This window comes from [Clostridium] ultunense DSM 10521, assembly GCF_000511955.1.
Lineage (GTDB): Bacteria > Bacillota > Clostridia > Tissierellales > Tepidimicrobiaceae > Schnuerera > Schnuerera ultunensis.
In genome coordinates this window covers 748726-773884 of the sequence record NZ_AZSU01000003.1, presented here as the reverse complement: position 1 = coordinate 773884, position 25159 = coordinate 748726, and the positions used below count along the sequence as shown (strand labels likewise).

The following is a 25159-nucleotide window of genomic DNA, read 5'->3' as shown; positions in this document are numbered from 1 at the left end:
ATATGAAAAACACTATAATTAGAAAAAATGCCTATTATGACTCTGTCACTTTGATGTCTTTATCTAGCAAAATATTGGATATGGAAGGGGTAGAAGAGGCAGTAATATCCATGGCAACAGATATGAACAAACAATTATTGCAAAATGTAGGCTTAGCCACTGATGATTCAAATAATGCAGGGAGCAACGATTTAATAATTGCAATTCAAGCCTCCAATGAAAATAGTTATGAAGAGGCCCTTGCTTTAGTAGATGAGCTTCTAAGCCCTAAGAGCAAGAAAAAGGAAAAAGGGAAATTCCAAAATCCCAAAACAATTGATAAAGCTGTGGAATACATGGAAGATGCTAATCTTGCGGTAATATCGGTACCAGGCCAATATGCAGCAAGAGAGGCCAAAAAAGCCCTAGAAAAAAATCTACATGTAATGCTATTCAGCGACAATGTAAGCCTAGAAGATGAAAAAATGTTGAAAGAAATAGGAAAAGAAAAGGGGCTTCTTGTAATGGGGCCAGACTGTGGAACAGCCTGTATAAATAATGTGGGATTATGTTTTGCCAATGAAGTGAGAAAAGGACGAATTGGGATAGTAGGCGCATCAGGGACTGGGTTACAGGAGGTTATGGTTCAGATACACAGACTTGGTGGAGGAATATCCCAGGCAATAGGAACTGGGGGAAGGGATCTATCGAAAGAAATAGGCGGCATAATGATGATGGAAGGCCTTAGGGCTTTGGATAAGGACGAAAACACAGAAGTAATAGTCCTAATTTCTAAACCGCCGGAAATATCTGTAGAGGAAAAGATTCTAGAAGAAATAAAAACAGTGAAAAAACCGGTTGTAGTCTGTTTTATAGATGGAAAGGAAGATGATCGCCAAAATTCAAAGGCATATTTTGTATATGGATTATATGATGCGGCTAGAAAAGCAGTGGAACTAACTGGAGAATATGAATCGGCATTACATGAAAAGGAAAAATCATCGCCAGTGGATGTAAAGGAATTAAAAAAATTATTAAAACCGGAACAAAAGTATTTCAGAGGATTGTTCTGCGGTGGGACCCTTTGTTCCGAGGCTCTATCAGTATTAAGGGATAGTTTTGAATCTGTAAGGAGCAATGTGGCTAAAAACAAATCCGAGAAAATAGGTAATATTAATGATTATAGCGGGAATGTGCTATTGGATTTAGGTGAAGATGAATTTACTTTTGGGAAACCACATCCTATGATAGAGCCAACATTAAGGGTTGAAAGGATAATAAGAGAGTCAAAAGATGAAAATGTGGGAGTTATTTTAATGGATTTTGAATTAGGTTATGGCTCTCATGATGACCCAGTAGGGGTGACCACAGATTCAATAAAAAAAGCGAAGGAAATAGCCCGTAAGGCAGGTAGAAATTTAATATTCGTAGCCTATATATGTGGAACAGAACTAGATAAACAAGTATATGAAAAACAGAAAGAAATGCTGGAAGAGGAAGGGGTCATTGTAGCCAAAAGTAATCTTGAAGCAGCAAATATAGTAAAAGAAATACTATCATAATGGAGGAGCTGAAATGAATAATATAAATAGTCTATTTTCAAAAAAACTAAAAGTATTAAATTTAGGAACAAAGAATTTTAAAGATGATTTGGAAATTCAAGGACAGGATGTATTGCAATTGGATTGGTCACCTGCTGCTGGTGGGGACATTAAATTGCTGAATATTATTGACAGATTGTCTAGCCAAAAGGATATAGCAGTAGCCAATAGAGAAGCGGTTGACAGGATGATAAGTTCACATCCAATATTAGTTGATATAGATCAAGCGAAAAATGCAATTCCTGGTATGGATGAGAATACGATTCTTCATTCTGGGCCACCTATAGAATGGAATAGGATGGCAGGACCTATGAAAGGGGCAATAATAGGCGCATTGCTTTATGAGGGAATGGCAAAGGATGAGAAAGAGGCAGAAGAAATTGCTAAATCAAGAAAGATTAAATTTGCTCCCTGCAATGAACATAATGCGGTAGGGCCTATGGCTGGTATAATTTCACCATCTATGCCAGTACACGTAATTTACAATAAGACATATGGGAATTATGGATATTGCACAATAAATGAAGGTTTGGGCAAGGTTCTAAGATATGGTGCATTTGATAAAGAGGTAATAAACCGCCTTAAATGGATAGAAGAAGAATTTGCACCTACTGTTAAAAAAGCCTTAAAAACCATTGATGGGGGAATAGATATTAAATCCATAATTTCCCAGGCAGTCCATATGGGGGATGAGTGCCACAATAGAAACAAGGCTTCTACTAGCCTATTCTTTAGAGAGATAGCCGTTCATATAATGGATACGGATGTGGATATGGATGTAAAAAGAAGAGTGTTGGAATTTATAAAAGGGAATGAACATTATTTTCTAAACCTTTCTATGCCAGCCTGCAAAGTGGCAACTGATGCAGCCCATGGAATTAAACACTCAACGGTTGTAACCACCATGGCCAGAAATGGTGTAGATTTCGGGATACGTATAAGTGGACTAGGTAAGGATGAATGGTTTACAGGCCCTGCTAATATGATAAAAGGATTAATGTTTCCAGGGTTTAAGGAAGAGGATGCCAATCCAGATATAGGGGATAGCGCCATTACTGAAACAATGGGAATTGGAGGGTTTGCTATGGGCGGGTCTCCAGCAATAGTACAATTTGTAGGAGGGACTGTAGAGGACGCAATAGGGTATAGTGAAAAGATGCATGAAATTACTGTAAGTGAAAACCCAAACTATTCTATACCAACCTTAGATTTTCGGGGTTCGGCTGTAGGTATTGATATAATCAAGGTAATAGAAAAAGGGATATTGCCTATTATAAATACTGGGATGGCCCATAAAGTGGCAGGAATTGGTCAAGTCGGGGCGGGATTGGTAAATCCGCCTATGGAATGTTTTGAAAAAGCTCTGAAAAGATTTAATGATGAATATTTGGAGGGGCAGGATGAGTAGAATTCTAATAGCGTTAGGGGGAAATGCCTTAGGCGATACCCCTAGTGAGCAAATTAATATAGTAAAGGGAACAGCGAAGCATATAGTAGGCCTTATAGAAAGAGGCCATGAAGTAGTCATTGCTCATGGCAATGGACCCCAAGTAGGCATGATTGAACAATCCATGCATGATATATCTATGCCTTTCCCTGAATGTATAGCAATGAGCCAAGGGTATATAGGGTATCATCTTCAAAATAGTGTATATGCGGAATTAAATAAAAGAAATATAAATAAGAATGTAGTTACGCTGATAACTCAGGCTGTGGTAGATGAGCGGGATGAAGCCTTAAAAAATCCAACAAAACCTATAGGAAAATTTTATTCTAAGGATGAAGCAGAAAAACTTAAAAAGGAAAAAAATTATATAATGATGGAGGATTCCGGTAGGGGATATAGAAGGGTAGTAGCCTCACCAAAACCTATAGATATAATTGAAAAGGATTGTATAAAATCCTTAATAAAAGGAGGATATATAGTAATAACCGTTGGTGGTGGTGGAATACCCGTAATAAAAAAAGGTTTTGGATATGAAGGGATTAACGCTGTAATAGATAAGGATTTTGCAAGCGGTAAAGTAGCCGAATTGGTAGATGCAGATTATTTATTCATATTAACAGCAGTGGATAGGATAGCGATTAATTTTGGCAAGAAAAATCAATTAAACCTAAATAAAATGTCCGTAGATGAGGCCTATAAATATATGGAGGAAAATCAATTTGCACCAGGTAGTATGCTACCCAAAGTAATAGCAGCAGTAAACTTTGCAAGGTCCAAGAAGGGAAGGCAGGCGGTAATCGCATCATTGGAGAAGGTAGAAGAGGTATTAGTTGGAGAAAGTGGAACTATTATCTATGATAAAATCCTTAATCCAAATTGGTAGGTATATATTAATAAAATGAGAACTAGGATTAATCCTAGTTCTCATTTTATTTATTGCAATTGTAACTTAAAACGGTCTAAAATGGTGAATTAAAGTAGAATTCTGTTATAATAATAGTAGATATTGCAAGAAGTCTGGGGGTAATATTATGAATAATACAAAAGAACAAAATTTATCTATCACAACTATAGATAGAAATCTAGCTGTAAATGCTGGTGCTGGTACTGGAAAGACTAAAGTGCTTACAGAAAGGTATATTTACATACTGGAACACGGTGATTTAGAGAAAGGTAAAGAAGTGGAATCCATTGTTGCCATAACCTTTACTAAAAAAGCCACCCAAGAGATGAAGGAAAGGATTAGGGAGGGGATAAAGAAAAGATTCTCCTTAGGGGAAAGGTGGATTAGATATTATAGAGATATGGAAAAAGCCAACATATCCACCATCCACGGCTTCTGTGGCAATATTCTAAGGGACAACTCATTAAATGCTGGTGTAGACCCTATGTTTACTATACTAGATCAAGGTGAAGCCGATATATTACTAGAAGACACCATATTAGAAGAGCTAATACAATCTATAGAAGAAGATGAAAAAATTTATAATTTGGTAAAAGTATTCAATAGAGATGATTTGGACAAGGTGGTATTTGAAATAAAAGCCATTTATAATAAAATAAGGACAGTAGGATATTCCTTTGAGGAAGTAAGGGATATGACTTTATCATATATATCTAGTATTCAATTGAACCCAGCTCATATTCGATATATTAAGGAAAGTTTCATATATTTAATGGGAAAGTCTAGAAAAAATTCTAAGATTGATAAATTAAGAACTGATGATATTTGGCTAAGCTTCTATAAAGACAATTATCCGGAGGAAGAATTGATTTCAATTCTAGAATATTTATATGATAATATTGGAACCAATTCCAAAGAGGCAGATAGAATAGAAGGTTTAAAAGATACTATAAATAATGTATTCCTTATTAAAGAAAAGGAATATCTATGGTTATACCAAGGGCTTTTTAAACTATTAATAGAAATTGACAGAAAATATAGTGTTAAAAAAGATGAATTAGGAAGTTTAGATTATGATGATTTGCAAATCCTGGTCTTAAAATTATTAGATGATGAATCCATCAGGAAAAAATATCAAAACAAGTTTAAATATATTATGGTAGATGAATTTCAAGATACCAATGAATTACAGAAAAAGATATTTTACAAACTCTGTTCTAAAGATGAAATACTAGACAGAAATAACCTCTTTGTAGTTGGGGATCCTAAACAATCTATATATGGGTTTAGAGGGGCAGATTTGCAGGTTTTCTATCATGTAATGGAGGATATAGAGAAGATATCAAATCAGAAGACTATTAATCTAAATAAGAATTTTAGAACTGTTGATACTATCCTAGAATTTGTAAATTCATTATTTGATAAATTAATGGGTACTAGATATGTAAGTTTGAAAAACCATCATGTTTCTAAAAACAAAATAGACGTGGAAATATTGGAAAAGGAAGATTTAATAGCACCTCCTAATATTAGTAAAAGGGACTATAACACCTATTATGAAAGTAGATTGATAGCTAGTAGGATAAAGGAGTTAGTTGAGGAAGGTCAGTTTAACTACGGAGATTTTGCCTTATTGTTTAGAGCCTCAACTATGGATTATATATACGAGGAAGCATTGATGGAATATGGTATTCCCTATTATAATATAGGGGGTAAAGGGTTTTATCATGGTCAGGAGATAATAGACCTTATGAATGGTCTAAAGGCTACAAGCAATAGATATGATACCATCTCCACTATAGGGTTTTTAAGGAGTCCTATGGTTGGCCTTTCGGACAAGACTTTATATTGGCTTCTAAGACATAGGGAAAATTGTTTATTTGAAACATTGGATGTAGATGTGGAATATATAGGGGAAGATGAAAAGAATAAGATCAAGGATGTAAAGAAACTACTGAAGGGCCTAATGGTAAAGAAAGGATTATATGGAGTATATCCTTTGTTAATGGAACTTATAAAAAAGACCTATTATATGGAAAGCCTTATGCTATACCATGGAGGTAGACAATTAGTATCCAATGTCTATAAATTTATTGAATTGGCTCTAGATTTTGACAGGAATACTTCAGGTTCTTTGGAGGATTTTATAGATCATGTAGAGAGACTAAAGGATACAGATGAATCCCAGGCAAAAATTCATTCAGAGGATGCAGATGTGGTAAAATTAATGACCATCCATAAATCTAAAGGCTTACAATTTCCCGTAGTGGTAATACCTCAGATGTCTAGGGGGTTCAATTATCAACAACCTTATATATTGTTAGACAAGGACAAGGGAGTTGGATTTAAATACGATAAAAAATCTCCATTTTATAATAAAATCAAAGAAGATATTAAAGCTAACGAAGATGAAGAAAACAAACGTTTATTATATGTAGCTATGACTAGGGCAGAAAAAAGATTGCTACTTGGTAATCAGGGGAAGGATAGAGGTTTTAAAAACATGGTTAAGGATTTAATGGATGTAGACCATATTGAAGTAATAGATGAGGTAAAATTTAAACCTCTATTACAACAACCAATCAAGAGTTTAAATAATGAATTATTTCAGATTAAACCCTTTGATAACAATAAAACTCCATTACTTCATGTGGTAAAAGGATATAATCAAAAGATTTTCTCCAGAATTAGCCCTTCTCAATTTATAGAGTTTAACCAATGTAGGAGAAGATTTTTCATGAACTATTATAACAGGCTTTCTTTGGATACCGTTGGTTTAACTACTAAAGGAGAAACTTTTGTATTAAATCCAACTACTAAAGGGAACATTGTCCATAAGTTTTGCCAATATTATAAAATGGGTATAGAGTCCGAAGATTTGATGAAAAGGGTGGTTACCTCCTTCGGCATAGAATATGATGAAGATATAAAAAAAGAACTTACTCCATATATAAGGAACTACATAAAATATCATAGGGAAGATTATGATGAAACCTATTCAGAAAAGGAGTTTTACTTAAAAGTAGAAGATGTCCATCTATATGGTATAATAGATAGGATAAATATTAGTGATGGGAAAGCTGAAATACTAGATTTCAAAACTAATAGAGTATATAATAAAGACCAACTAGTAAAAATATATCAGCCTCAATTACAGCTTTATGTCAATGTTTTCAAGAGGATTACCAATATGGAAATAGAAAGGGCTGCTATACTATTTTTAGAAACGGGAGAATTGGAAGAAATAGATATAAGTAGAGAAAGTTTAGAAAAAAATTATGAAGATATTAAAGGATTTATTCAATTTATAAACGAAAATAATTCTATTGAGCAATATAAAAAATCCGAAGAATGTGAAGAATATTGTGAATACAGCATATTGTGTAATATTAACTAGGGGGATTGGAATGGAAAATTATATAAACTGTGAAGGTAAGGTTAAACTCTATTATAGAAAGGATGTACCAAAGGGAGCAATAGCCAATATAATCATAAATCATGGATTTGCTGAACACTTCAATAGGTATGATTATGTAACGGAAAAATTAAATGAAGCAAATTTTGGTGTTTATAGATATGATCTAAGGGGACATGGTAGAAGTAAAGGTTTAAAGGGTCATATAAATAGTTTTATGGATCTTGCCGAAGATGCAGATAGAGTGGTAAATTTAGCAAAAGAAGAGTACCCTAAATTACCACTGTTCATGCTAGGCCATAGTATGGGAGGATTTATTACTTGTCTATACGGTATAAAGTATCCAAATAAGCTAGAAGGGCAGATTTTTTCAGGGGCAGCAGTTAGGAGAGTTCCCCAAATAGAAGGAATTAAAGGGGATATTTACAATTTTATTAACCTGTTCCTACCTAAGATGAAGATAAAAAATCAACTTTCCAAGGATATTTGTAGTGTGGCAGAAGTGGTTGAAGATTATGAAATGGATCCACTAGTCCTTAAGGAAGCTACTCTAAATTTTTATGTTCAATTTTTAGTAAAAGGAACTAGTTGGATAGGGAAAAATATAGGAAACTATAATTACCCTTGTTTGATTATCCATGGAGAGAAGGACAAAATAGTTCCAAAGGAGACAGCTATATTTTTATATAATAATATTTTATCTGAAGATAAAGAGATTAAAATCTATGACGACCTATTCCACGAAATATTAAATGAAAATAAAAGGGATAAGGTTTTACTGGATATAATGAATTGGTTATATAATAGATCAAATAGAGAAAGGCAAAAGGCTCTATTGATTGAATAGGGAGTGACGATATGGACGATTTAAGAATATTAAAACCAGGACAAAGGCTTAAGGAAATTAGAAATAGATTGGGATTGACTCAAGGAGATTTGTCCGGCAAATATATGTCAAAAAACTATATCTCCATGTTTGAAAATGGCAAAAGACCTATTAGTATAATCAATGCAACCTATCTTGCAGATATATTGAATGCGAAAGCTAAAGAAAAGGGGATTATCCTAAATATTAACTCTTCCTATTTTATTAAAAACGAAAAGGATATTGCTCGAGAATTATGTATAGATGGGTTTAACAGAATAACAAATAAAAATGGTATAGATAAGTATGAAAAATATTGGGAATTATATAAGATAATACATTTATCCAGGGAATATGGTTTACCAGATTTATTGGCTAAATCCTTAAAACTAAAAGGAAAACTTCTTTATAGAGAAAGATTATACTCCTGTGCTATAACCCATTTCTCCAAAAGTCTCCTACACTATTTTAGAGAAGAGGATATTAGTGGTATAAATAATTGTTACAAGGCTATGGGTAAAACATATTTTATGGATAAAAATTATGAAATGGCAATAACCTATTATAACCTGGCAAGCCTATATGGCGAAGAGGACAATATGCTTTATTACAAAGCTTTATCTTATTATAAATTGGGCAATTATGAAATAACTAAGAGCATTATAGACAAAATAGTATTTAAGGATGGAAGGGTATTAGAGTTGGAGAATAGTATTTCTAATATTATATAAAAGAGGCGATACAGTTGTTATTGGTAGGAATATTATTTTTTATGCTAGGACTTTTTACGATTTTAAACCAAAAGTATACCGTTAAAAGAATAGGGAAGGAAAGAAATATAGTGGAAAAAGCAATAGACAGATCAACCGGGTTATATAAATATAGAATATTCCTTGGAATTCTTTCTATAGTGTTAGGAATATTTTGTATTTTGAACTACATCATATATTAAAGGGTGTTCCTATGGAAAAACGAAATATAATAATTATTTTAGCTATAATTTTAGTCCAATTATTTGGTAATACTTCTTATGCCATGGAGGAAAAGTCAATTTTAATTTTAGTCGATGAATTGGATTTAGAGGTTTTAGAAGATATTACTGATGGAATCAATTTTGGAACTGGACTTATGAACATAAAGACGAGGAAACCATTTGGAGTTGAAAGCTACTATTTTTCAATTGCCGCAGGAAGAAAAGTGGGAATCAAACCAGAATATTATAAAGGACTCTATAAAGATGAAAATGGGACAATAATTATATCAGGCTATGAGGATATGGTTAAGGATTTATCTAAAGGAATTAACAATATTAAAACAAATGTTTTGGGGGAAAAATTAAAAGATGAAGGTATATCCTATATAGGCGATAATTCTTCGGCTATAGTAGCTGCAAACAATACTGGCAGTATTAATTATGGCGAGATTGAAATAAAATATCATAAGAATTGGTTAATTAATAAGACTAACCTTCATTTATCTAAATCTAATATATTGGTACTATCCTATAATATAGACCAGACTAACTATAGAGTAAGATTATTGAAAGATTATATCCAGGAATATAAAGATTATAATATTTTTATACTTCCCAAAAAAGTATCTAAAAGGATGGAATATATTATCAATAGCAGTCTAGTACCTGTTATCTATATTAACGGCAAGGACAATGGAATGATTAAAAGCTCTTCAACTAAAAGAGAGGGTTTTATAACCATAGAAGATATTTATGGAGAATTACTCTCTATTTATGGGGAGAAGGATAGTTCTATTATAGGAAATAAAATTAATATAGTAGAAAGACAGAACAATCTAAACAATATTAAAGATTTATTTAAAAAGACCATAAATTTAATCTTAATAACATATATATTTCATGGCTTAGTATACTTTGTACAGGGTTATACAGCTTATTATATCTATAAAAATAGAAAAGATAAACTTGACAAAATCAACTTATTCAATAGCTTTATTGTTATCAATATCTTTATTGGATTACTAATGGGGGCGTCAAGTTTACATATAAATATAGCTCTATATCTATTCATAAACCTGCTAACCTCCTACATTATAACCATATTTATGGCAGATAGAGATGTAAATACTATTAAATTGTTCGCTACATTGACCTACGGATTAATTATCCTTGGAATCATTTTTTACCCTGAAACCATATATAACTCCTATATAGGCTTTAATAATTTATTCTATGGAGCTAGATATTATGGATTTAATAATGGCATTATGGGAGTTTTATTAGTAAGTTCTATAATCAGCTGCTATTTTGTCATGGAACTATTTAAAAACGAATTTTTAAAAAACTTAATCTGTTTAATACATGTTTTTACCAATATGATAGTTTTGTCTGCTAATTATGGAGCAAATACGGGAGGGTTTCTAACTGCTTTAGCTTTGTTTTTGATTATTATATATACAAATTTACTGGGAAAGAACTGGAATATAAAAAACTTAGCCCTTCTAATCTTGGCTGGAATTTTAATATTTGGTGTGAATATGTACTTTGATTATCTTAGCAATGAAAAAAGCCATGCAATTAACTTTTTTATAAGACTAAAGACCCATGGAATTAGTGAGTTTGTAGACATGTTTAGGATTAAAGCTAGGGAGTTAATAAAACTAACCTTACTGCCTCCCTTTAGCATAGTATTAGTAGCTCAGGCAATCTCTCTTAGAACCTTATTAAATGGCATCAATGAAAATTTAAAGAAACAAACTTATATAATACTCATTACCGGAATTATAGGTTTCTTACTTAATGATACAGGTATGATAACCTTCATATATATGACCCATTATTTAATATCTTTGTTGGTTTATAATAGAGAAAATCCCTCTAGAATTTAGAGGGATTGTTTTTTGAGATTAAATTTTTTTCTATAGACATACTAAATAATATTTTAAGGGCCATAGAAGTAGTTATTATGGATATGATTACCAGTAATTTGTAACCACCTATATTATAAAAAACAGGGCCTAATATGGAATAGATGGTTACTGTTATTGCATTTACGGTATAAAATAAGCTCATAAAGGTGCCCCTCTTTTCGGGATTTATTTCGGTACAAAGAGTCTGATAAGCAGTCCATCCTCCATCTAAACCAACGGTAACTAGAGTTAAAAAACCAACTATAACCCTTATAGATTTTGAAAAAACTATAGGGATTAGAGAGACCAATACAAAGGTAAAAAGGACTCTAGACAACTTTTCTTTCCCTATTTTATCAGTAAATAAAGCAGCAAATATAATACCCAAAGTAGTTCCAAATGCAACTATAGTATATAAATAACCAATTTCAACTTGATTAAGATTAAAATAATTGGAAATATATATACCTAGGAAGCTTAATAACAAAGTAGGTGCTGCAAGGATAAAAAAAATTATCATTAAAGATTTATAATTAATTGGGTTTCGTAGCATAGTTAAAAGCTCGTTTATATCCAACCTTACATTCTTAGATTTCTTTGTTTCAGGTAATTTAAATAATAATAATAAACATATTACTCCAATAGTTGTAAGAGGAAGGTAGACACTTTCTAATACTCCATATTTATTTATCATATTGGTTGCATATAGAGGGCTAAATAGAATAGCAATCCCAAAGGCGGTTCTTAATATTCCAGAAGCTTTTCCCCTAGATTCGTAGGGGACAAATTCACTCAAATAGGATAGATTAGTGCCACTAAGGGAAAAGTATCCAATTCCTACAAAAATCCTACCTAAGGCGAATAGGATAGGATTTTTAGCTAATCCACTTACTAATGTACCACCGATAAAGAAGATTAAAGCCACCATTAAACTTTTCTTTTTGCCATATTTATCGGCAAAAACGCCTAAAATAGGAACCAAAAGGCCTACTAGAGAAAACCCTATATTGAACATGATAACCGAACTATCTTTAATATTAAAATACTGGGATAGGAAGGGAGCCAAAGGGGCTATAATATTCATTTCTGTTGCAATAATTAATTGTATTAAGAATGTAGTTAAAAACATTAAAAAGAAATTCATGGAGACCTCCTTAAATTATGTACTAAATATTATTATATATTATAATTGAAAAAAGGGAATAGGGATGGTATAATATCGTTATGCGATATATTAGATAAACGAAGGTGATTTTGGAGGTGATAATATGGAATTACAAAAAGCATCGGAAACCATTTCCGACTATATTAGAGAATGTAGCAATATTATCCATACAAAAGGGCATCAAATAGCTCAAGAATATGGTTTAACCTATGACCAATATCACCTATTAATCTATTTAAGCTTTAGCGAAAAACCCCCTACAATTAATGAAATTTCTAAGAAATTTAATAGAGCACAAAATACTATATCGGAGAAGATATCACGCCTTGAAGAAAAGGAATTAGTTAGTAGAGTTGATGACCCAAAGGATAGAAGGGTTACTAGGGTTATTATTACGGAAAGAGGATTGGATTTAATCCACACTATTCGACAAGAGAGGAGCAATAGGGTTACCTATATTGCCTTAGAAAAGATGGAAAAGGATGAAATAGAAAATTTATTAACTAATTTAAGCATATTATATAATAATTTGAAAAAGGAGGATTGAAATTGCTTAAGAAATTTATTTCCTATTATAAACCCCATAGAAAACTATTCTTTATAGATATGTTTTTTGCTTTTTTAATTTCTGCATTCGATTTGGTATTTCCTATGGTTACACGAAATATTGTCAATGAAATTATACCAGCTGGTAGGATGGACCTTTTACTTAGATGGACTATTATAATGTTAGTTCTGTTTATATTTAGATATATTAGTTATTATATAGTATCCTACTGGGGACATGTTCTAGGTGTATATATTGAGTATGATATGCGGAAAGATTTATTTGCCCATTTACAAACTCTGCCCTTTAGTTATTATGACAACACCAAAACTGGGCACATAATGTCAAGGCTGGTCAACGATTTAAGGGATATTACAGAACTAGCTCATCATGGTCCCGAAGATCTATTTATTTCCCTGGTAATGTTGGTAGGTTCTTTTATCCTTTTAATTAGGATAGAATGGAGATTAACTTTAATAATATTTGCTTTTGTTCCTGTAATGATCTGGTTTTCCATGAGTAAAAGGACTAAAATGCAAGACTCCTTTAGACAGGTTAGAAAGAAAATTGCTAATGTAAATGCTCAATTGGAAAATAGCATATCAGGAGTACGGGTGGCCAAATCCTTCACCAATGAGGAGTATGAAATTCAAAAATTTAATGATGGAAACGATGAATTTAAAGAAGCAAGAAAATATTCTTATAAAGCTATGGCTGAGTTTGTTGCTGGAATAGGCCTTATTACCAATATTCTTAATCTAATAGTAATTAGTGCTGGTGGATATTTTGTATACAGGGAATTCATTACCTTAGGAGACTTACTTGCATATACTCTATACGTTAATTTTTTCATGCAGCCTATTAGAAGGTTGTCAGATTTTATGCAACAATATCAGGATGGCATGACAGGTTTTGAAAGATTTATGGAGATTATGAATATTGAACCAGACATTATAGATAAGGAAGATGCTGTAGAACTTACCAAGGTAAAAGGGGATATTGAATTCAAAGATGTATCCTTTAGCTATACCAATGGTGAAGATAGAGTATTATCGGATTTAAACTTAAACATTGAAGCAGGAAAAACCGTTGCAATAGTAGGACCTTCTGGGGCGGGTAAAACTACTCTATGCCATCTAATACCTAGATTTTATGATATTAATGAAGGCCAAATCTTAATCGATGGGAAGGATATAAGGGATATTACCCTTAAATCTTTAAGGAAGAATATCGGCTTAGTGCAGCAGGATGTATTCTTATTTACTGGAACTATTATGGATAATATATCCTATGGGGATCCGACTAAACCTGAGGAAGATATAATTGAAGCAGCAAAAAAAGCCCGTATTCATGATTTTATAATGACCCTTCCCAATGGATATGATACCTATATTGGAGAAAAGGGAGTTAAATTATCAGGAGGACAAAAGCAAAGAATTTCCATAGCTAGATTGTTTTTAAAAGACCCCCCAATTCTGATTTTAGACGAGGCTACATCTGCACTGGATAATGAAACGGAAGTATTGATCCAAGAATCCTTAGAAGAACTGGCTAAAGGTAGAACCACCTTAATAATAGCCCATAGATTATCAACTATAAAGAATGCAGATGAAATTTTGGTATTAACCAATGAGGGGATTGAAGAAAAAGGCAGTCATGAAGAGCTTCTAGAAATAGATGACATATATGCTAATCTATATAGATCTCAGTTTAAAGATTTAGTATCCTAAATAATTGTATCAATAACACCTCCTAATGCATATTATATATTGAATATGCATGGGGAGGTTTTATTATGGATTATAACTATCCAGAACTATATTATAGGATATACCCTAAAGCCATAGATTCGGTAAATAGATACTTGGAGAAAAATGGGGATAAAAGAGATATTTCTAAAGAAGATATGGAGGCCATGATAGATGAAGTCTATGAGAAAATGGTGTATGAATGTCCAGAAATAGATGAAGACCCTATAGAAAGGAGAGGTAGGTACAGAGTAACCCAAAGGCCTTTTTATGGGAGAAGAAGGCTGGTCAGGGATATTATAAGTATAATACTTATATCTGAATTGATACGGAGAATAAATCCACATGGATTCTATGGGGCGGAATATTAAATTTAATATGGTACTAAATAGGTTAGGGCAACCTATTTGGTACTTATTAATTTGTAACCTTTTTGTAATTTTTTATTTACATCTTTGTAATGCAAAATTTTGGGGCATATAGTATTCTATATATAGGGAATAGTTTTAGAATTGACATAAGGAATAAAGGAGGGACATAGATGGGAAAATCTAGAAAAGATAAAAATAAAATAAAAGTCATAAGATATATTACAGTATTTATTATTATATTCATATTGTTCTTCCTCAGGACTTCGTATAAATACTATAAAAAAGGAGCCTCAGATGTGGTAGAGGCTGGGAATCTATCAGAAAGTATCCTATTAATGTCTGAAAAATCTGCAGTAAATTTAGCTCTACAACATGAAAAGCAGCTTATCCAAGCCGAGAAGGCCAAACTTGCAGAGTTAGAAAAAAGACAACAAAAGGAATTAGACCAAGTGGAAAACAGAAGGAATGTTTTCTTAACCTTTGATGATGGTCCCTCGGAGAAAGTAACCCCTCAGATATTAGATATTTTAAAGAAATATGATGTAAAGGCAACCTTTTTTGTAATAGGAAGTTCAGCAGAAAAGTATCCAGAAATAATTAAAAGAATCCACCAAGAAGGACATGCTATAGGAAATCATACCTACAGTCATAGATACAATTATATATATAGAAGAACTTCCAATTTTTTAAAGGAGCTGGAAAATACTGAAAAAGTGTTGAAGGGTATATTAGGTGAGGATTACGAAACAAAACTAGTTAGATTTCCTGGAGGTTCCTTTGGTGAGAAAAAAGCACCTTTTAGAAAGGCTGTATTAGAAAAAGGATATACTTATTATGATTGGAATTCTTTAAATGGAGATGCAGAAGGGCATTATATTCCAAAAGATAGATTAATCCAAAGATTTAAAAGCACTTATAACGGACAAAAAGAACTTATAATTTTAATGCATGATATGGATTCAAAATATACAACCTCTGAATCCTTACCATATATTATTGAATATCTACAACAGAATGATTATGAATTCCAAGTTTTAAGATAATTGCTGTTAATTAACAGCAATTACTTTTATTCATTGTCTTAGCTGGAGGTTATAGAGATGGTATTAGGAAAAAGAATCCTTGTAGTAGAAGACGAGGAACATATAAGAAAATTTATTAAAATTAATTTAGAAAGAGAAGGGTTTATTGTTAAAGAAGCAGGAACTGGGGAAAAAGGTATAGATATTGTTAAAACTGAGAAAATTGATGTGGTAGTATTGGATATCATGCTGCCAGGAATAGATGGATTTGAAGTGTGTAAAATTCTTAGACAAGAATTTCCAACTATGGGTATAATTATGCTTACAGCTAAATCTCAAGATATTGACAAGATAATGGGGTTAGAATTTGGTACCGATGATTATATGGTAAAGCCCTTCAATCCAATAGAATTAGTTCTTAGGGTAAAGTCTTTACTTAGAAGAATGGATTCTCCAAAAGAAGAAAACCAAAATATAATAGTGGATGCCCCTTTTAAAATAGATAAATATTCAAGAAAATTCCATAAACAAGACGAAGAGGTCGAATTAACACCAACGGAATATTCAATAATAAAACTTTTTATTGAAAACCCTGGTAAGGCTTTTAGTAGAGATGAGATATTGAATATAGTATGGGGTTATGATTTCGTAGGGGATTCAAAAATTGTAGATGTAAATGTTAGAAGATTAAGATCTAAGATTGAAGATGATCCTAGCAACCCCTATTATATTGAAACTATATGGGGTATAGGCTATAGATGGAGAGACAAATAGTAACCTTAGGAGGAAAACATGAAGACCAGTATTAAGAAGAGATTAGTTGGCAATTTTATGCTCGTGATAATCATGAGCGTATTGATATTGGAAGTTTTTTTAATAAATGCTGTAAAAAAATATTATTATAAAAGTGTAGAAGAAATTCTTTCAAATCAAATAATACTTTCCACAGATTTCTATTCTAGATATTTTTCATCTAATCGATTAGAGGATATAATCATCGACGATATAGATGTTTTTTGGCGTCAAACAAAAGCCCAGGTCCAAATATTGGATTTAAAAGGTAGAGTGTTAATGGACTCGATTGGGGCATCCAATTCTTTTAGTACAGTAAACACTTCTGATGTTATAAATGCTTTAGATGGAAATAGGGGAACCTGGATAGGTAATGTAGAATACGATACATCAGCTGTAATGGCGGTTTCATATCCTTTGGTTGTTGAAGGTAAGACTATAGGCGTACTAAGATTTATTTCTTCATTAAGGAATACTAATAGAATAATAAGGAATATTGCTAAAGTACTACTGATAGTCGGCCTTATGGTTATAATAATATCTGGAGTTCTAAGTATATTTCTTGCAAATACCATTATTCAGCCACTACGGGAAGTAACAACCGTAGCAGAAAAAATGGCAGCAGGACAACTAAAGATTAGATCTAGAAAGAGATTTGATGATGAATTAGGGAAACTTTCAGATACTTTAAACTATATGGCGGAAGAGTTGATAAAGAAAGAAGAACTTAAAACTGATTTCATATCTTCAGTCTCTCATGAATTAAGGACTCCATTGACTTCCATAAAGGGATGGGCAATTACATTAAAATCTGATAAATTAAAAGATGAGCAACTTTTGAAAGATGGATTGGATATAATTGAAAAGGAAAGTGATAGATTATCCAATATGGTGGAAGAATTATTAGATTTCTCTAGATTTGTTTCCGGAAGGATTACACTAGAAAAAGAAGAAATAGATATAAAGGATTCAATAGAACAAATAGGTAAACAATTTCAGTTTAGGGCAGAAGAGAAAAATATTCAATATGATATATATTATGATTCTAATCTGCCCCACATTACTGCCGATGAAAATAGGATTAAACAGGTATTGATAAATTTATTGGATAACGCCTTTAAGTTCACTCCAAATGGAGGAAAAGTAACTCTGTTAGCTAAAAAAAATGGAAAAAACATATCTATTGAAATAGAAGATAATGGATGTGGCATATATGAAGAAGACCTGCCCTATATTAAAGAAAAGTTTTATAAAGGAAAAAACAGCAAATCAAACAGTGGACTAGGGCTTTCCATTTGCGATGAAATTATAAAACTACATGAAGGATCTATGGAAATTAAGAGTAGGTTAAACCAAGGTACAAAGGTAATAGTATCTATTCCCATAAAAGGAGTGGAAGGGCAATGAAAAAAATCTCACTATTAATAGTATTGATATTATCTATGTTTATGATCGTATCATGCAATATGGATAGTATAGAACTATCCGATAATATTGAAGCCCCAAAGAACAATAATTTGCCTATTTATGGCAAATGGAAAGTTGAAGATTATCGATTAAATGCTGCTAGTCTAATGGATGAAGAAAAAGCAAAATCCTATATAGGTATGGAAGCATTATTCCATAGTGAACTTATAACCATGGGAGATGATTATTGCACCGAGCCTTCATTTAGGATTAAGAATGTGGATACAGATGAGTATTTAATATATCATCATAAAGTAACATCAGATTTCTTAAGCATAGATTCGGAAAAAATAGAGGTAGTTTCTATAACAGGGTCGGAGCAATTTTTTTATGAATTCATAAAAATATCTGAGGATACTGTTATTGTAAATATAGAGGGAGCGTTTTTTTATTTAAATAAGGTTTCCGATGACATTAAAAAGGAAGGATTAGATTTTACTCTAGCCACTGAGGAAATACTGTTAGACACTGGTGAGAGTTTAGATGAAGACGCTTTGAGAACAGGGATGTTACTTGGCCTTAAGTCTCTAGATTTGGAAAACAAGGAGGAAGGTATTGAGAAATGGGATTATAGGACTATATTCATTAGGAGTAATGATAAGGAGATAGTTAGTGTATATGAAATGGAAGATATACTGTTGCCAAGAAAAACAGGTTTTTGGAAGGTAAGTGTAAAACGAGAAGATAAGGATGGGAAGATCAACGATAATATTGTGGCTATTCCTTTGAACAAGACTTTAGATAAGGGAGCTGAGATGGAAACCAAGGAAAAAGAGAAAATAGATAATACTATTAAAAACATTCTATATATTGGCAACGATTATATCTCAATAGAAAATATTCACTATCGTAACAAAGGGGAAAGGTTATTAGAATTTTATCCTATTGACAATATTGGAAAAGTTAAGCCATTGATGATTTCCGATGTTCTAGGTGAGATTGGAAAAGAATCTTTTATTGAAGGAGCTAATAAAGAGATATTAAGAGATAGGGAAGAATACAAAAAGAGTTTAATAGATTTAAAACCTAATGAGGAGAGTTTCGGTCTATTTAGAAGAAACGGTCATTGGGTCTTTAAAGGAAGAATTAATTTTATTGAGAATGGTATATATACCTATGAGAACTTCAATATTAAAGCTATTCCTCCCAAGGAAATAGTCTATTATGATGAATTGTCCATTCCTTGGAATAGGATAAAATCAAAAATATCCAACGCTCTTGATGCTTTTATATCTCCTAATGAAGATATAGCCATAATATTGACTCACAATGATATTTTGATTTATCCTATGGAAGATGGAGAAATTAGCAATAGACCCATAAAAAATATAGAGTTAAATTCTACTGAAAAAATAATTATGGCAGAGTGGGCTATAGGAAGATATCCAAAACTCTGGGAAGAGGAATTTTTAAAACAAGCTGGTAATTGAGCTGATCAATTACCAGCTTGTCATCATTTTAGGTCCTATTGTAAATAGTAAGATACTTTACTATAATAGAATTAACGTTAAGAGGAAGGGGTGTTTCCACTGTTAATAATACTTTTCCAAAATTTAATGAGCCGCGTTGGATTAATAATGTTATTGGCTTTTATAATGACCCGAATAAAACCTTTTAGAAAACTAGTGGCAAAACAGAATATTAATTTAAAAGACAAAATATTATTATCTATTATATTTGGAATCTATGGAATTATAGGTACTTATACAGGAATTCCCATTCGAGGTGCTATTGCCAATGCTCGGGTAATAGGGGTCTTTGTAGGCGGGCTATTTGGTGGACCTTTAGTTGGTACTTTATCTGGACTCATAGCTGGGGGCCATAGATATTTAATAGATATAGGTGGTTTTACAGCCTTTTCCTGTGGTCTTTCAACTTTTACTGAGGGAATAATGGCTGGGTTTTTAAAGAAGAAAATTGATAAATCTGATAACAAATTGATCTTTGCCCTTATAGCTGGCATGATGGCAGAAGTTTGGCAGATGATAATCATTTTAAACTTTTCTAAACCCTTTTCTGAAGCCTTGGAATTGGTAAAGATAATAGGCATACCTATGATAATTGCTAATGGGTTAGGGATAGCAGTATGTATATCTATAATCTATGGTGTATTTAAGGATTTAGAGACAGCTGAAGCCTATCAAGCCCAGTTAGCTTTAAAAATTGCTAATAAGACTTTAAAATATTTTCGGAAGGGATTAAATGAAAGTACTGCTTTAGAAGTAGTGAAAATAATAAAAAATATGACTGGAGTTAAAGCAGTTGCTATTACAGATAAAGAAAAGATATTGGCCCATGTAGGCATTGGAGAAGACCACCATCTAGCAGGTAACTCTGTTAGGACCAGTTTAACTAAGGAGGTGTTAAAAGAAGGCAATTGTGTTATTGCTAATACTCAAGAAGAAATTGGATGTGATAATGTTGACTGTAGGCTAAAATCGGCCATAATCATTCCTCTAATGGAAGGAGATAAGGTAATTGGTACATTAAAACTATATAAGGATCAAGAGAATTCAATTACCAAAGTGGAATCAGAACTAGCCCTAGGACTAGGACATCTATTTTCAACCCAGATTGAACTGAGTAAAATAGACTATCAATCGGAATTATTAGCAAAATCTGAGCTAAAGGCATTGCAAGCTCAAATAAATCCACATTTTCTTTTCAATGCAATAAACACAATCGTTTCTTTAATAAGAACTCAACCAGACAATGCTAGAAGGTTACTAATCCATTTAGGTAATTATTTTAGAAATAATCTACAGGAAAATAATAGCGAAGTTGATTTATATAGGGAGATTGAAAATATTAAATCCTATTTGGAAATTGAAAAGGCAAGATTTGGGGATAAATTAAATATTATTTATGATATTCCTGAGAATATAGATTGTTCATTACCACCCTTACTTCTTCAACCCTTAGTGGAAAATGCAGTTAAACATGGAGTTTTTGAAAAAGTAGAAGGAAGCACTGTAGAGATAATAGCTCTAGATAATGAAAAAGAAACAGAACTTATAGTAAAGGATAATGGGGTGGGGATGAGTGAGGAGCTTTTAGAATCCTTATTAGATGATAGAGATCACTCTACTGGAATTGGTCTTAAAAATGTCAACAATAGACTTAAAAATAAATATGGAAAGGCATATGGATTAATTATAGAAAGTAAGTTAGGTTATGGTACAACTGTTAAGATGAGAATTCCTAAAAAGATAAGGAGGGTAGCAGTATGATAAGAACAATAGTTGTTGATGATGAAACTCCTGCCCGAGAAGAATTAATATATATATTAGAAAAATTTAATGATATTAATGTTATAGGGGAGGCCTGTCATGGAATAGAGGCATTGGAATTGAATGACAAATTGAAACCAGATTTAATCTTTCTTGACATTCAAATGCCTAAATTAAATGGAATTGAAGTGGCTAGGAAGATATTAGATGGACTTCATAGACCCTATATAGTCTTTGTAACTGCCTATGAAAAATACGCTTTAGAAGCCTTTGAAGTAAATGCCATGGATTATATATTGAAACCTATTTCTGAAGAACGATTGGAAAAGAGGATGAAAAGAATTGTTACCAATATGGGAAAGGGGAGAAAAGAATATATGGATAAACTCAACACCCTTATTGAAAACTTAGGACATAAGAGGGAGGAAACTAAAACTAGAGTTTGTGTCCATAATATGGGTAAACTTATACCTTTGGATTCAAAAGAAATAATATACGCTACTGTAGAAGATAGAAACACAGTAATTATCAGCACAAAGGGTAAATTTGAAATAAACTATACTTTAAGCGAACTTTGTGAAAAGTTAGACAAACCCACCTTTTTTAGATCTCATAAATCCTTTCTGATTAATCTAGATTTTATTGAAGTCATAGAACCTTGGTTTAATTCTACTTTTAATGTAATACTAAAATATACGGATATTAAGATCCCTGTTAGCCGAAGCCAATCGAAGGAGTTTAAAGAATTAATGAATATAAAATAAGGAAATGTATTTCAAACCCTAATAATGTATTTCATCCCTTATTTTATGCAACTCATTTTTAAATTCCTTTTTATGACTTATTCTGGTATATAATTTAATTGAAGGTTGAGGAGGATATAATGGATTATAATACTTATTTAGAAACTATAGAAAATAGACTTAAGAAGAATTTCGATCTTATAAGGAATTATACTATTAATAATTGTGATTTTGATCTTTTTGCTAAATATAATTCAAGAACTGAACGATATATTTTAACCAAAAAAACGGTAATAGATGCTATGGAAAATAATGAATATTGTTTTATAAAATATTTTGATAAATTGGACAAAGACCATCTTGCAACCCATATACATTCTTTAATTAGGACCATTGATATTCTGGTAAATCCTAACGAAGAACATATGTCCAGCACTATAACAGGAGTAATAGTACTAGAAAACAAGCCTACCACTGATATCATTGATAAAATAAGGGAATTCAAGTATCATAAAGGGTTTGTCTTTGGATTCAAAGGATGGGTGGATATCCGCTTAATTTTGGTTACTATGAATGATAAATATATAGTAACGAATAGAAAAGGGAAGGAGGTTAGACAGGTTTATCAAGTATAATTATATAATAATTATACTTTAATAGTTTAAAGGGAAGGGGCGTTATTATGAATTCATTATGGTTAATGGTTAGCAGTATTATTATTTTCATTATTGCCTACGCCACCTATGGTTCATGGCTTGCAAAAAAATGGGGTGTAGATACATCCAGAAAGACCCCAGCCCATGAAATCAATGATGGTGTAGACTATGTGCCTACTAGTCCAGCAGTTTTATTAGGACACCATTTTTCATCTATTGCTGGGGCAGGCCCAATTAATGGACCTATTCAAGCTGCTGTATTTGGTTGGGTGCCAGTATTGTTGTGGGTAATAATTGGTAGTATTTTCTTTGGAGGAGTCCATGATTTTGGTTCCTTATTCGTTTCTATTCGGCATAAAGGAAAATCTATAGGGGAAGTAATAAATGATACAATGGGTAAAAGGGGCAAACAGCTATTTTCAATATTTGCATGGTTAACTCTGCTATTGATAGTAGCAGCTTTTACTAACATAGTTGCCTCTACTTTTGCATCAACACCGCAAGCAGCAACCTCTTCATTACTCTTCATAGTCCTAGCTATTGGTTTTGGATATGCAGTATATAGAAAAGGGGTATCTTTAAAAACAGGTACTATTATTGGAGTAATTTTTTTATTCATTTGTGTATGGTTAGGTACTGTATTTCCACTACAATTAAGTGTAAATACTTGGATAGTTATTTTAGCTGTATATATCTTCATCGCATCTACAGCGCCAGTGTGGATATTGTTACAACCTAGGGACTACTTAAACTCATTCTTATTATACGCTATGATGGCTGGATCTGTATTAGGATTATTGATATACAGACCAGAAATTAAGTTGCAAGCTATAACATCCTTTAAAGTAGGCGATGGACAGTACTTATTTCCAATGCTATTCGTTACAGTAGCCTGTGGTGCTATATCCGGGTTTCACTCCTTAGTGGGTTCTGGAACTACTTCTAAACAGATAGATAATGAAAAAGATGCAAAAGCCATAGGATATGGGGGAATGCTTATTGAAGGAGTATTGGCTGTTGTAGCCTTGATTACTGCTGCCTATTTAACTCAAGGAGAACTAACTGAGCTATTAAAAGGTGGACCTGTAAATGTATTTTCCAATGGTGTAGGCATATTTATGTCTAAATTTGGTATTCCCTTTGAAGCAGGTAAGACCTTTGTCGCATTAGCTGTATCGGCTTTTGCATTAACCAGTTTAGATACTGCTACTAGGCTAGGTAGGTTTATTTTCCAAGAATATTTTGAAGATACTGAAAAGGAAAGCCAATCACCGTTAACTAATATGTATGTGTCAACAGCTATTACCGTAGTTTTAGGCTCTGTATTAGCAGCAGGTGGATATGCTGCCATTTGGCCAATATTTGGTTCTGCAAACCAATTACTATCAGCATTAGCATTAATGGCGGTGGCTTTATGGTTGAAGAAATCAGACAAGAGTTTCAATATGATAACTATACCAATGGTATTTATGCTTATAGTAACTCTTACTGCATTGGTATTCTTAATCCAGAGCAATTTTGTTAAAGCAAACTATATACTTGTTGTATTTCCAGTACTGTTATTTATACTAGCTATAGTTTTGGCAATCCAAGGCTATCAGATCCTTTTCCAAGAAGATCATGGAAAAGTAAGTCAAGCAAAATAAAGAAAAAGATGGGTTGGAATTTGATTCCGACCCATTTTTTAACTTCCTTCCATATACCATACATTTTTGTTGTTAGAGGAAACGGCTATGGCATTAGAATTTAAACCTTCTATTACATCCTCTTTGTCCATAATTAAACCACTAGCAATAATTGGAGTATTTGTTTTTTCATAAACCATTTTCATAATCTTTGGCATAATTCCTGGAAAAATTTCTACAGCATGAGGTCTAGAAGTTTTTATGGATCGAATGCCATTTTTTAAGGATATTGAGTCCATGACAAATAGCCTTAATATTGTAAAAGAACCTAAATCTTTGCTGAGCCTAACTAGGTTTTCTTTACTAGTAATAATACCATCTGGATAAATATTTTTAACAATGTACTCCAATCCCCAAGTATCCTTAGAAAAACCGTCGATTAAATCTATGTCGATATACAGACCCTTACCTTTAGACTTAACTCTATTGGCTATTTCTTTTAAATTGAAGATATTACCAGTAAGTAAAAAAATTATTTCACATGGAGAATCTAAAGCTTCATCTAATTGATCTAATTCATTGATAGCAGCTATTATAGGATTAATTTCTATTCTATCAAAAAAACTACCCAAAAGACCACCTCATATTTAAAATAATAAAATATAGCAATCAATATATGCAAAATACTGTATAAAAATT

General features: G+C 32.2%; 20 protein-coding genes. 18 read left to right on the top strand and 2 right to left on the bottom strand.

Translation table 11 applies throughout. The annotated features are described in order from the left end of the window. Positions 1-2: 2 nt before the first annotated feature. The 7 genes from fdrA (at position 3) to CUL_RS0110990 (ending at position 11073) form a co-directional block, all read left to right on the top strand. Positions 3-1541, top strand: coding sequence for an acyl-CoA synthetase FdrA (gene fdrA, locus CUL_RS0111025; protein ID WP_005588852.1), 1539 nt, complete (start codon positions 3-5; stop codon positions 1539-1541). Between the two features lie 13 nt (positions 1542-1554). Beyond that, positions 1555-2988, top strand: coding sequence for a YlbE family protein (locus CUL_RS0111020; RefSeq protein WP_025641734.1), 1434 nt, complete (start codon positions 1555-1557; stop codon positions 2986-2988). Then, positions 2981-3910 (top strand): carbamate kinase, encoded by a 930-nt coding sequence (gene arcC, locus CUL_RS0111015; protein WP_025641732.1) that lies wholly within the window; start codon positions 2981-2983, stop codon positions 3908-3910. The genes CUL_RS0111020 and arcC overlap by 8 nt, the downstream gene beginning before the upstream one ends. Positions 3911-4058: 148 nt before the next feature. Then, positions 4059-7328 (top strand): UvrD-helicase domain-containing protein, encoded by a 3270-nt coding sequence (locus tag CUL_RS0111010; protein WP_025641731.1) that lies wholly within the window; start codon positions 4059-4061, stop codon positions 7326-7328. 10 nt (positions 7329-7338) lie between these two features. Then, a complete protein-coding gene (locus tag CUL_RS0111005; RefSeq protein ID WP_025641729.1) occupies positions 7339-8193 on the top strand; it encodes an alpha/beta hydrolase in 855 nt (284 codons plus the stop codon). A gap of 11 nt (positions 8194-8204) precedes the next feature. Next, positions 8205-8942: a helix-turn-helix domain-containing protein gene (locus tag CUL_RS0111000; RefSeq protein WP_025641728.1), complete on the top strand. Its 738-nt coding sequence runs from the start codon at positions 8205-8207 to the stop codon at positions 8940-8942. Between the two features lie 232 nt (positions 8943-9174). Further along, positions 9175-11073 (top strand): hypothetical protein, encoded by a 1899-nt coding sequence (locus CUL_RS0110990; RefSeq protein WP_157752650.1) that lies wholly within the window; start codon positions 9175-9177, stop codon positions 11071-11073. On the opposite strand, the gene CUL_RS0110985 is transcribed toward CUL_RS0110990, so the two are convergent. Then, positions 11063-12238, bottom strand: coding sequence for an MFS transporter (locus tag CUL_RS0110985; RefSeq protein WP_025641722.1), 1176 nt, complete (start codon positions 12236-12238; stop codon positions 11063-11065). The genes CUL_RS0110990 and CUL_RS0110985 overlap by 11 nt on opposite strands. Before the next feature lie 124 nt (positions 12239-12362). Between CUL_RS0110985 and CUL_RS0110980 the strand changes: the two genes are divergently transcribed. The 11 genes from CUL_RS0110980 to CUL_RS0110930 all read left to right on the top strand — a co-directional run bounded on the left by CUL_RS0110980 (position 12363) and on the right by CUL_RS0110930 (position 24481). Beyond that, positions 12363-12806: a MarR family winged helix-turn-helix transcriptional regulator gene (locus CUL_RS0110980; protein WP_005588199.1), complete on the top strand. Its 444-nt coding sequence runs from the start codon at positions 12363-12365 to the stop codon at positions 12804-12806. A 2-nt stretch (positions 12807-12808) separates the two neighbouring features. Then, positions 12809-14536 (top strand): ABC transporter ATP-binding protein, encoded by a 1728-nt coding sequence (locus CUL_RS0110975; RefSeq protein WP_025641720.1) that lies wholly within the window; start codon positions 12809-12811, stop codon positions 14534-14536. Between the two features lie 65 nt (positions 14537-14601). Next, positions 14602-14925, top strand: coding sequence for a polysaccharide deacetylase family protein (locus tag CUL_RS0110970; protein WP_005588197.1), 324 nt, complete (start codon positions 14602-14604; stop codon positions 14923-14925). Between the two features lie 170 nt (positions 14926-15095). Further along, positions 15096-15968, top strand: a complete 873-nt coding sequence (locus CUL_RS0110965; protein WP_005588196.1) for a polysaccharide deacetylase family protein — start codon at positions 15096-15098, stop codon at positions 15966-15968. 57 nt (positions 15969-16025) lie between these two features. Next, positions 16026-16721 (top strand): response regulator transcription factor, encoded by a 696-nt coding sequence (locus CUL_RS0110960; RefSeq protein ID WP_005588195.1) that lies wholly within the window; start codon positions 16026-16028, stop codon positions 16719-16721. 18 nt (positions 16722-16739) lie between these two features. Continuing rightward, positions 16740-18146: a sensor histidine kinase gene (locus tag CUL_RS0110955; RefSeq protein WP_025641718.1), complete on the top strand. Its 1407-nt coding sequence runs from the start codon at positions 16740-16742 to the stop codon at positions 18144-18146. Then, complete coding sequence (locus CUL_RS0110950; RefSeq protein WP_025641716.1) at positions 18143-19636, top strand: hypothetical protein; 1494 nt, start codon at positions 18143-18145, stop codon at positions 19634-19636. The genes CUL_RS0110955 and CUL_RS0110950 overlap by 4 nt, the downstream gene beginning before the upstream one ends. A 90-nt stretch (positions 19637-19726) precedes the next feature. Continuing rightward, positions 19727-21436 (top strand): sensor histidine kinase, encoded by a 1710-nt coding sequence (locus CUL_RS0110945; RefSeq protein WP_005588188.1) that lies wholly within the window; start codon positions 19727-19729, stop codon positions 21434-21436. After that, positions 21433-22200: a LytR/AlgR family response regulator transcription factor gene (locus tag CUL_RS0110940; protein ID WP_025641714.1), complete on the top strand. Its 768-nt coding sequence runs from the start codon at positions 21433-21435 to the stop codon at positions 22198-22200. The genes CUL_RS0110945 and CUL_RS0110940 overlap by 4 nt, the downstream gene beginning before the upstream one ends. 119 nt (positions 22201-22319) lie before the next feature. Further along, positions 22320-22814: a DUF8052 family protein gene (locus tag CUL_RS0110935; protein WP_005588184.1), complete on the top strand. Its 495-nt coding sequence runs from the start codon at positions 22320-22322 to the stop codon at positions 22812-22814. A 47-nt stretch (positions 22815-22861) separates the two neighbouring features. Beyond that, on the top strand, positions 22862-24481 hold the full coding sequence (locus CUL_RS0110930; RefSeq protein ID WP_025641712.1) for a carbon starvation CstA family protein: 1620 nt from the start codon (positions 22862-22864) through the stop codon (positions 24479-24481). A gap of 38 nt (positions 24482-24519) precedes the next feature. Here the strand turns inward: CUL_RS0110930 and CUL_RS0110925 are convergent, their stop codons facing one another. Further along, positions 24520-25092: a glycerol-3-phosphate responsive antiterminator gene (locus CUL_RS0110925; RefSeq protein WP_005588183.1), complete on the bottom strand. Its 573-nt coding sequence runs from the start codon at positions 25090-25092 to the stop codon at positions 24520-24522. Between the last annotated feature and the right edge of the window lie 67 nt (positions 25093-25159).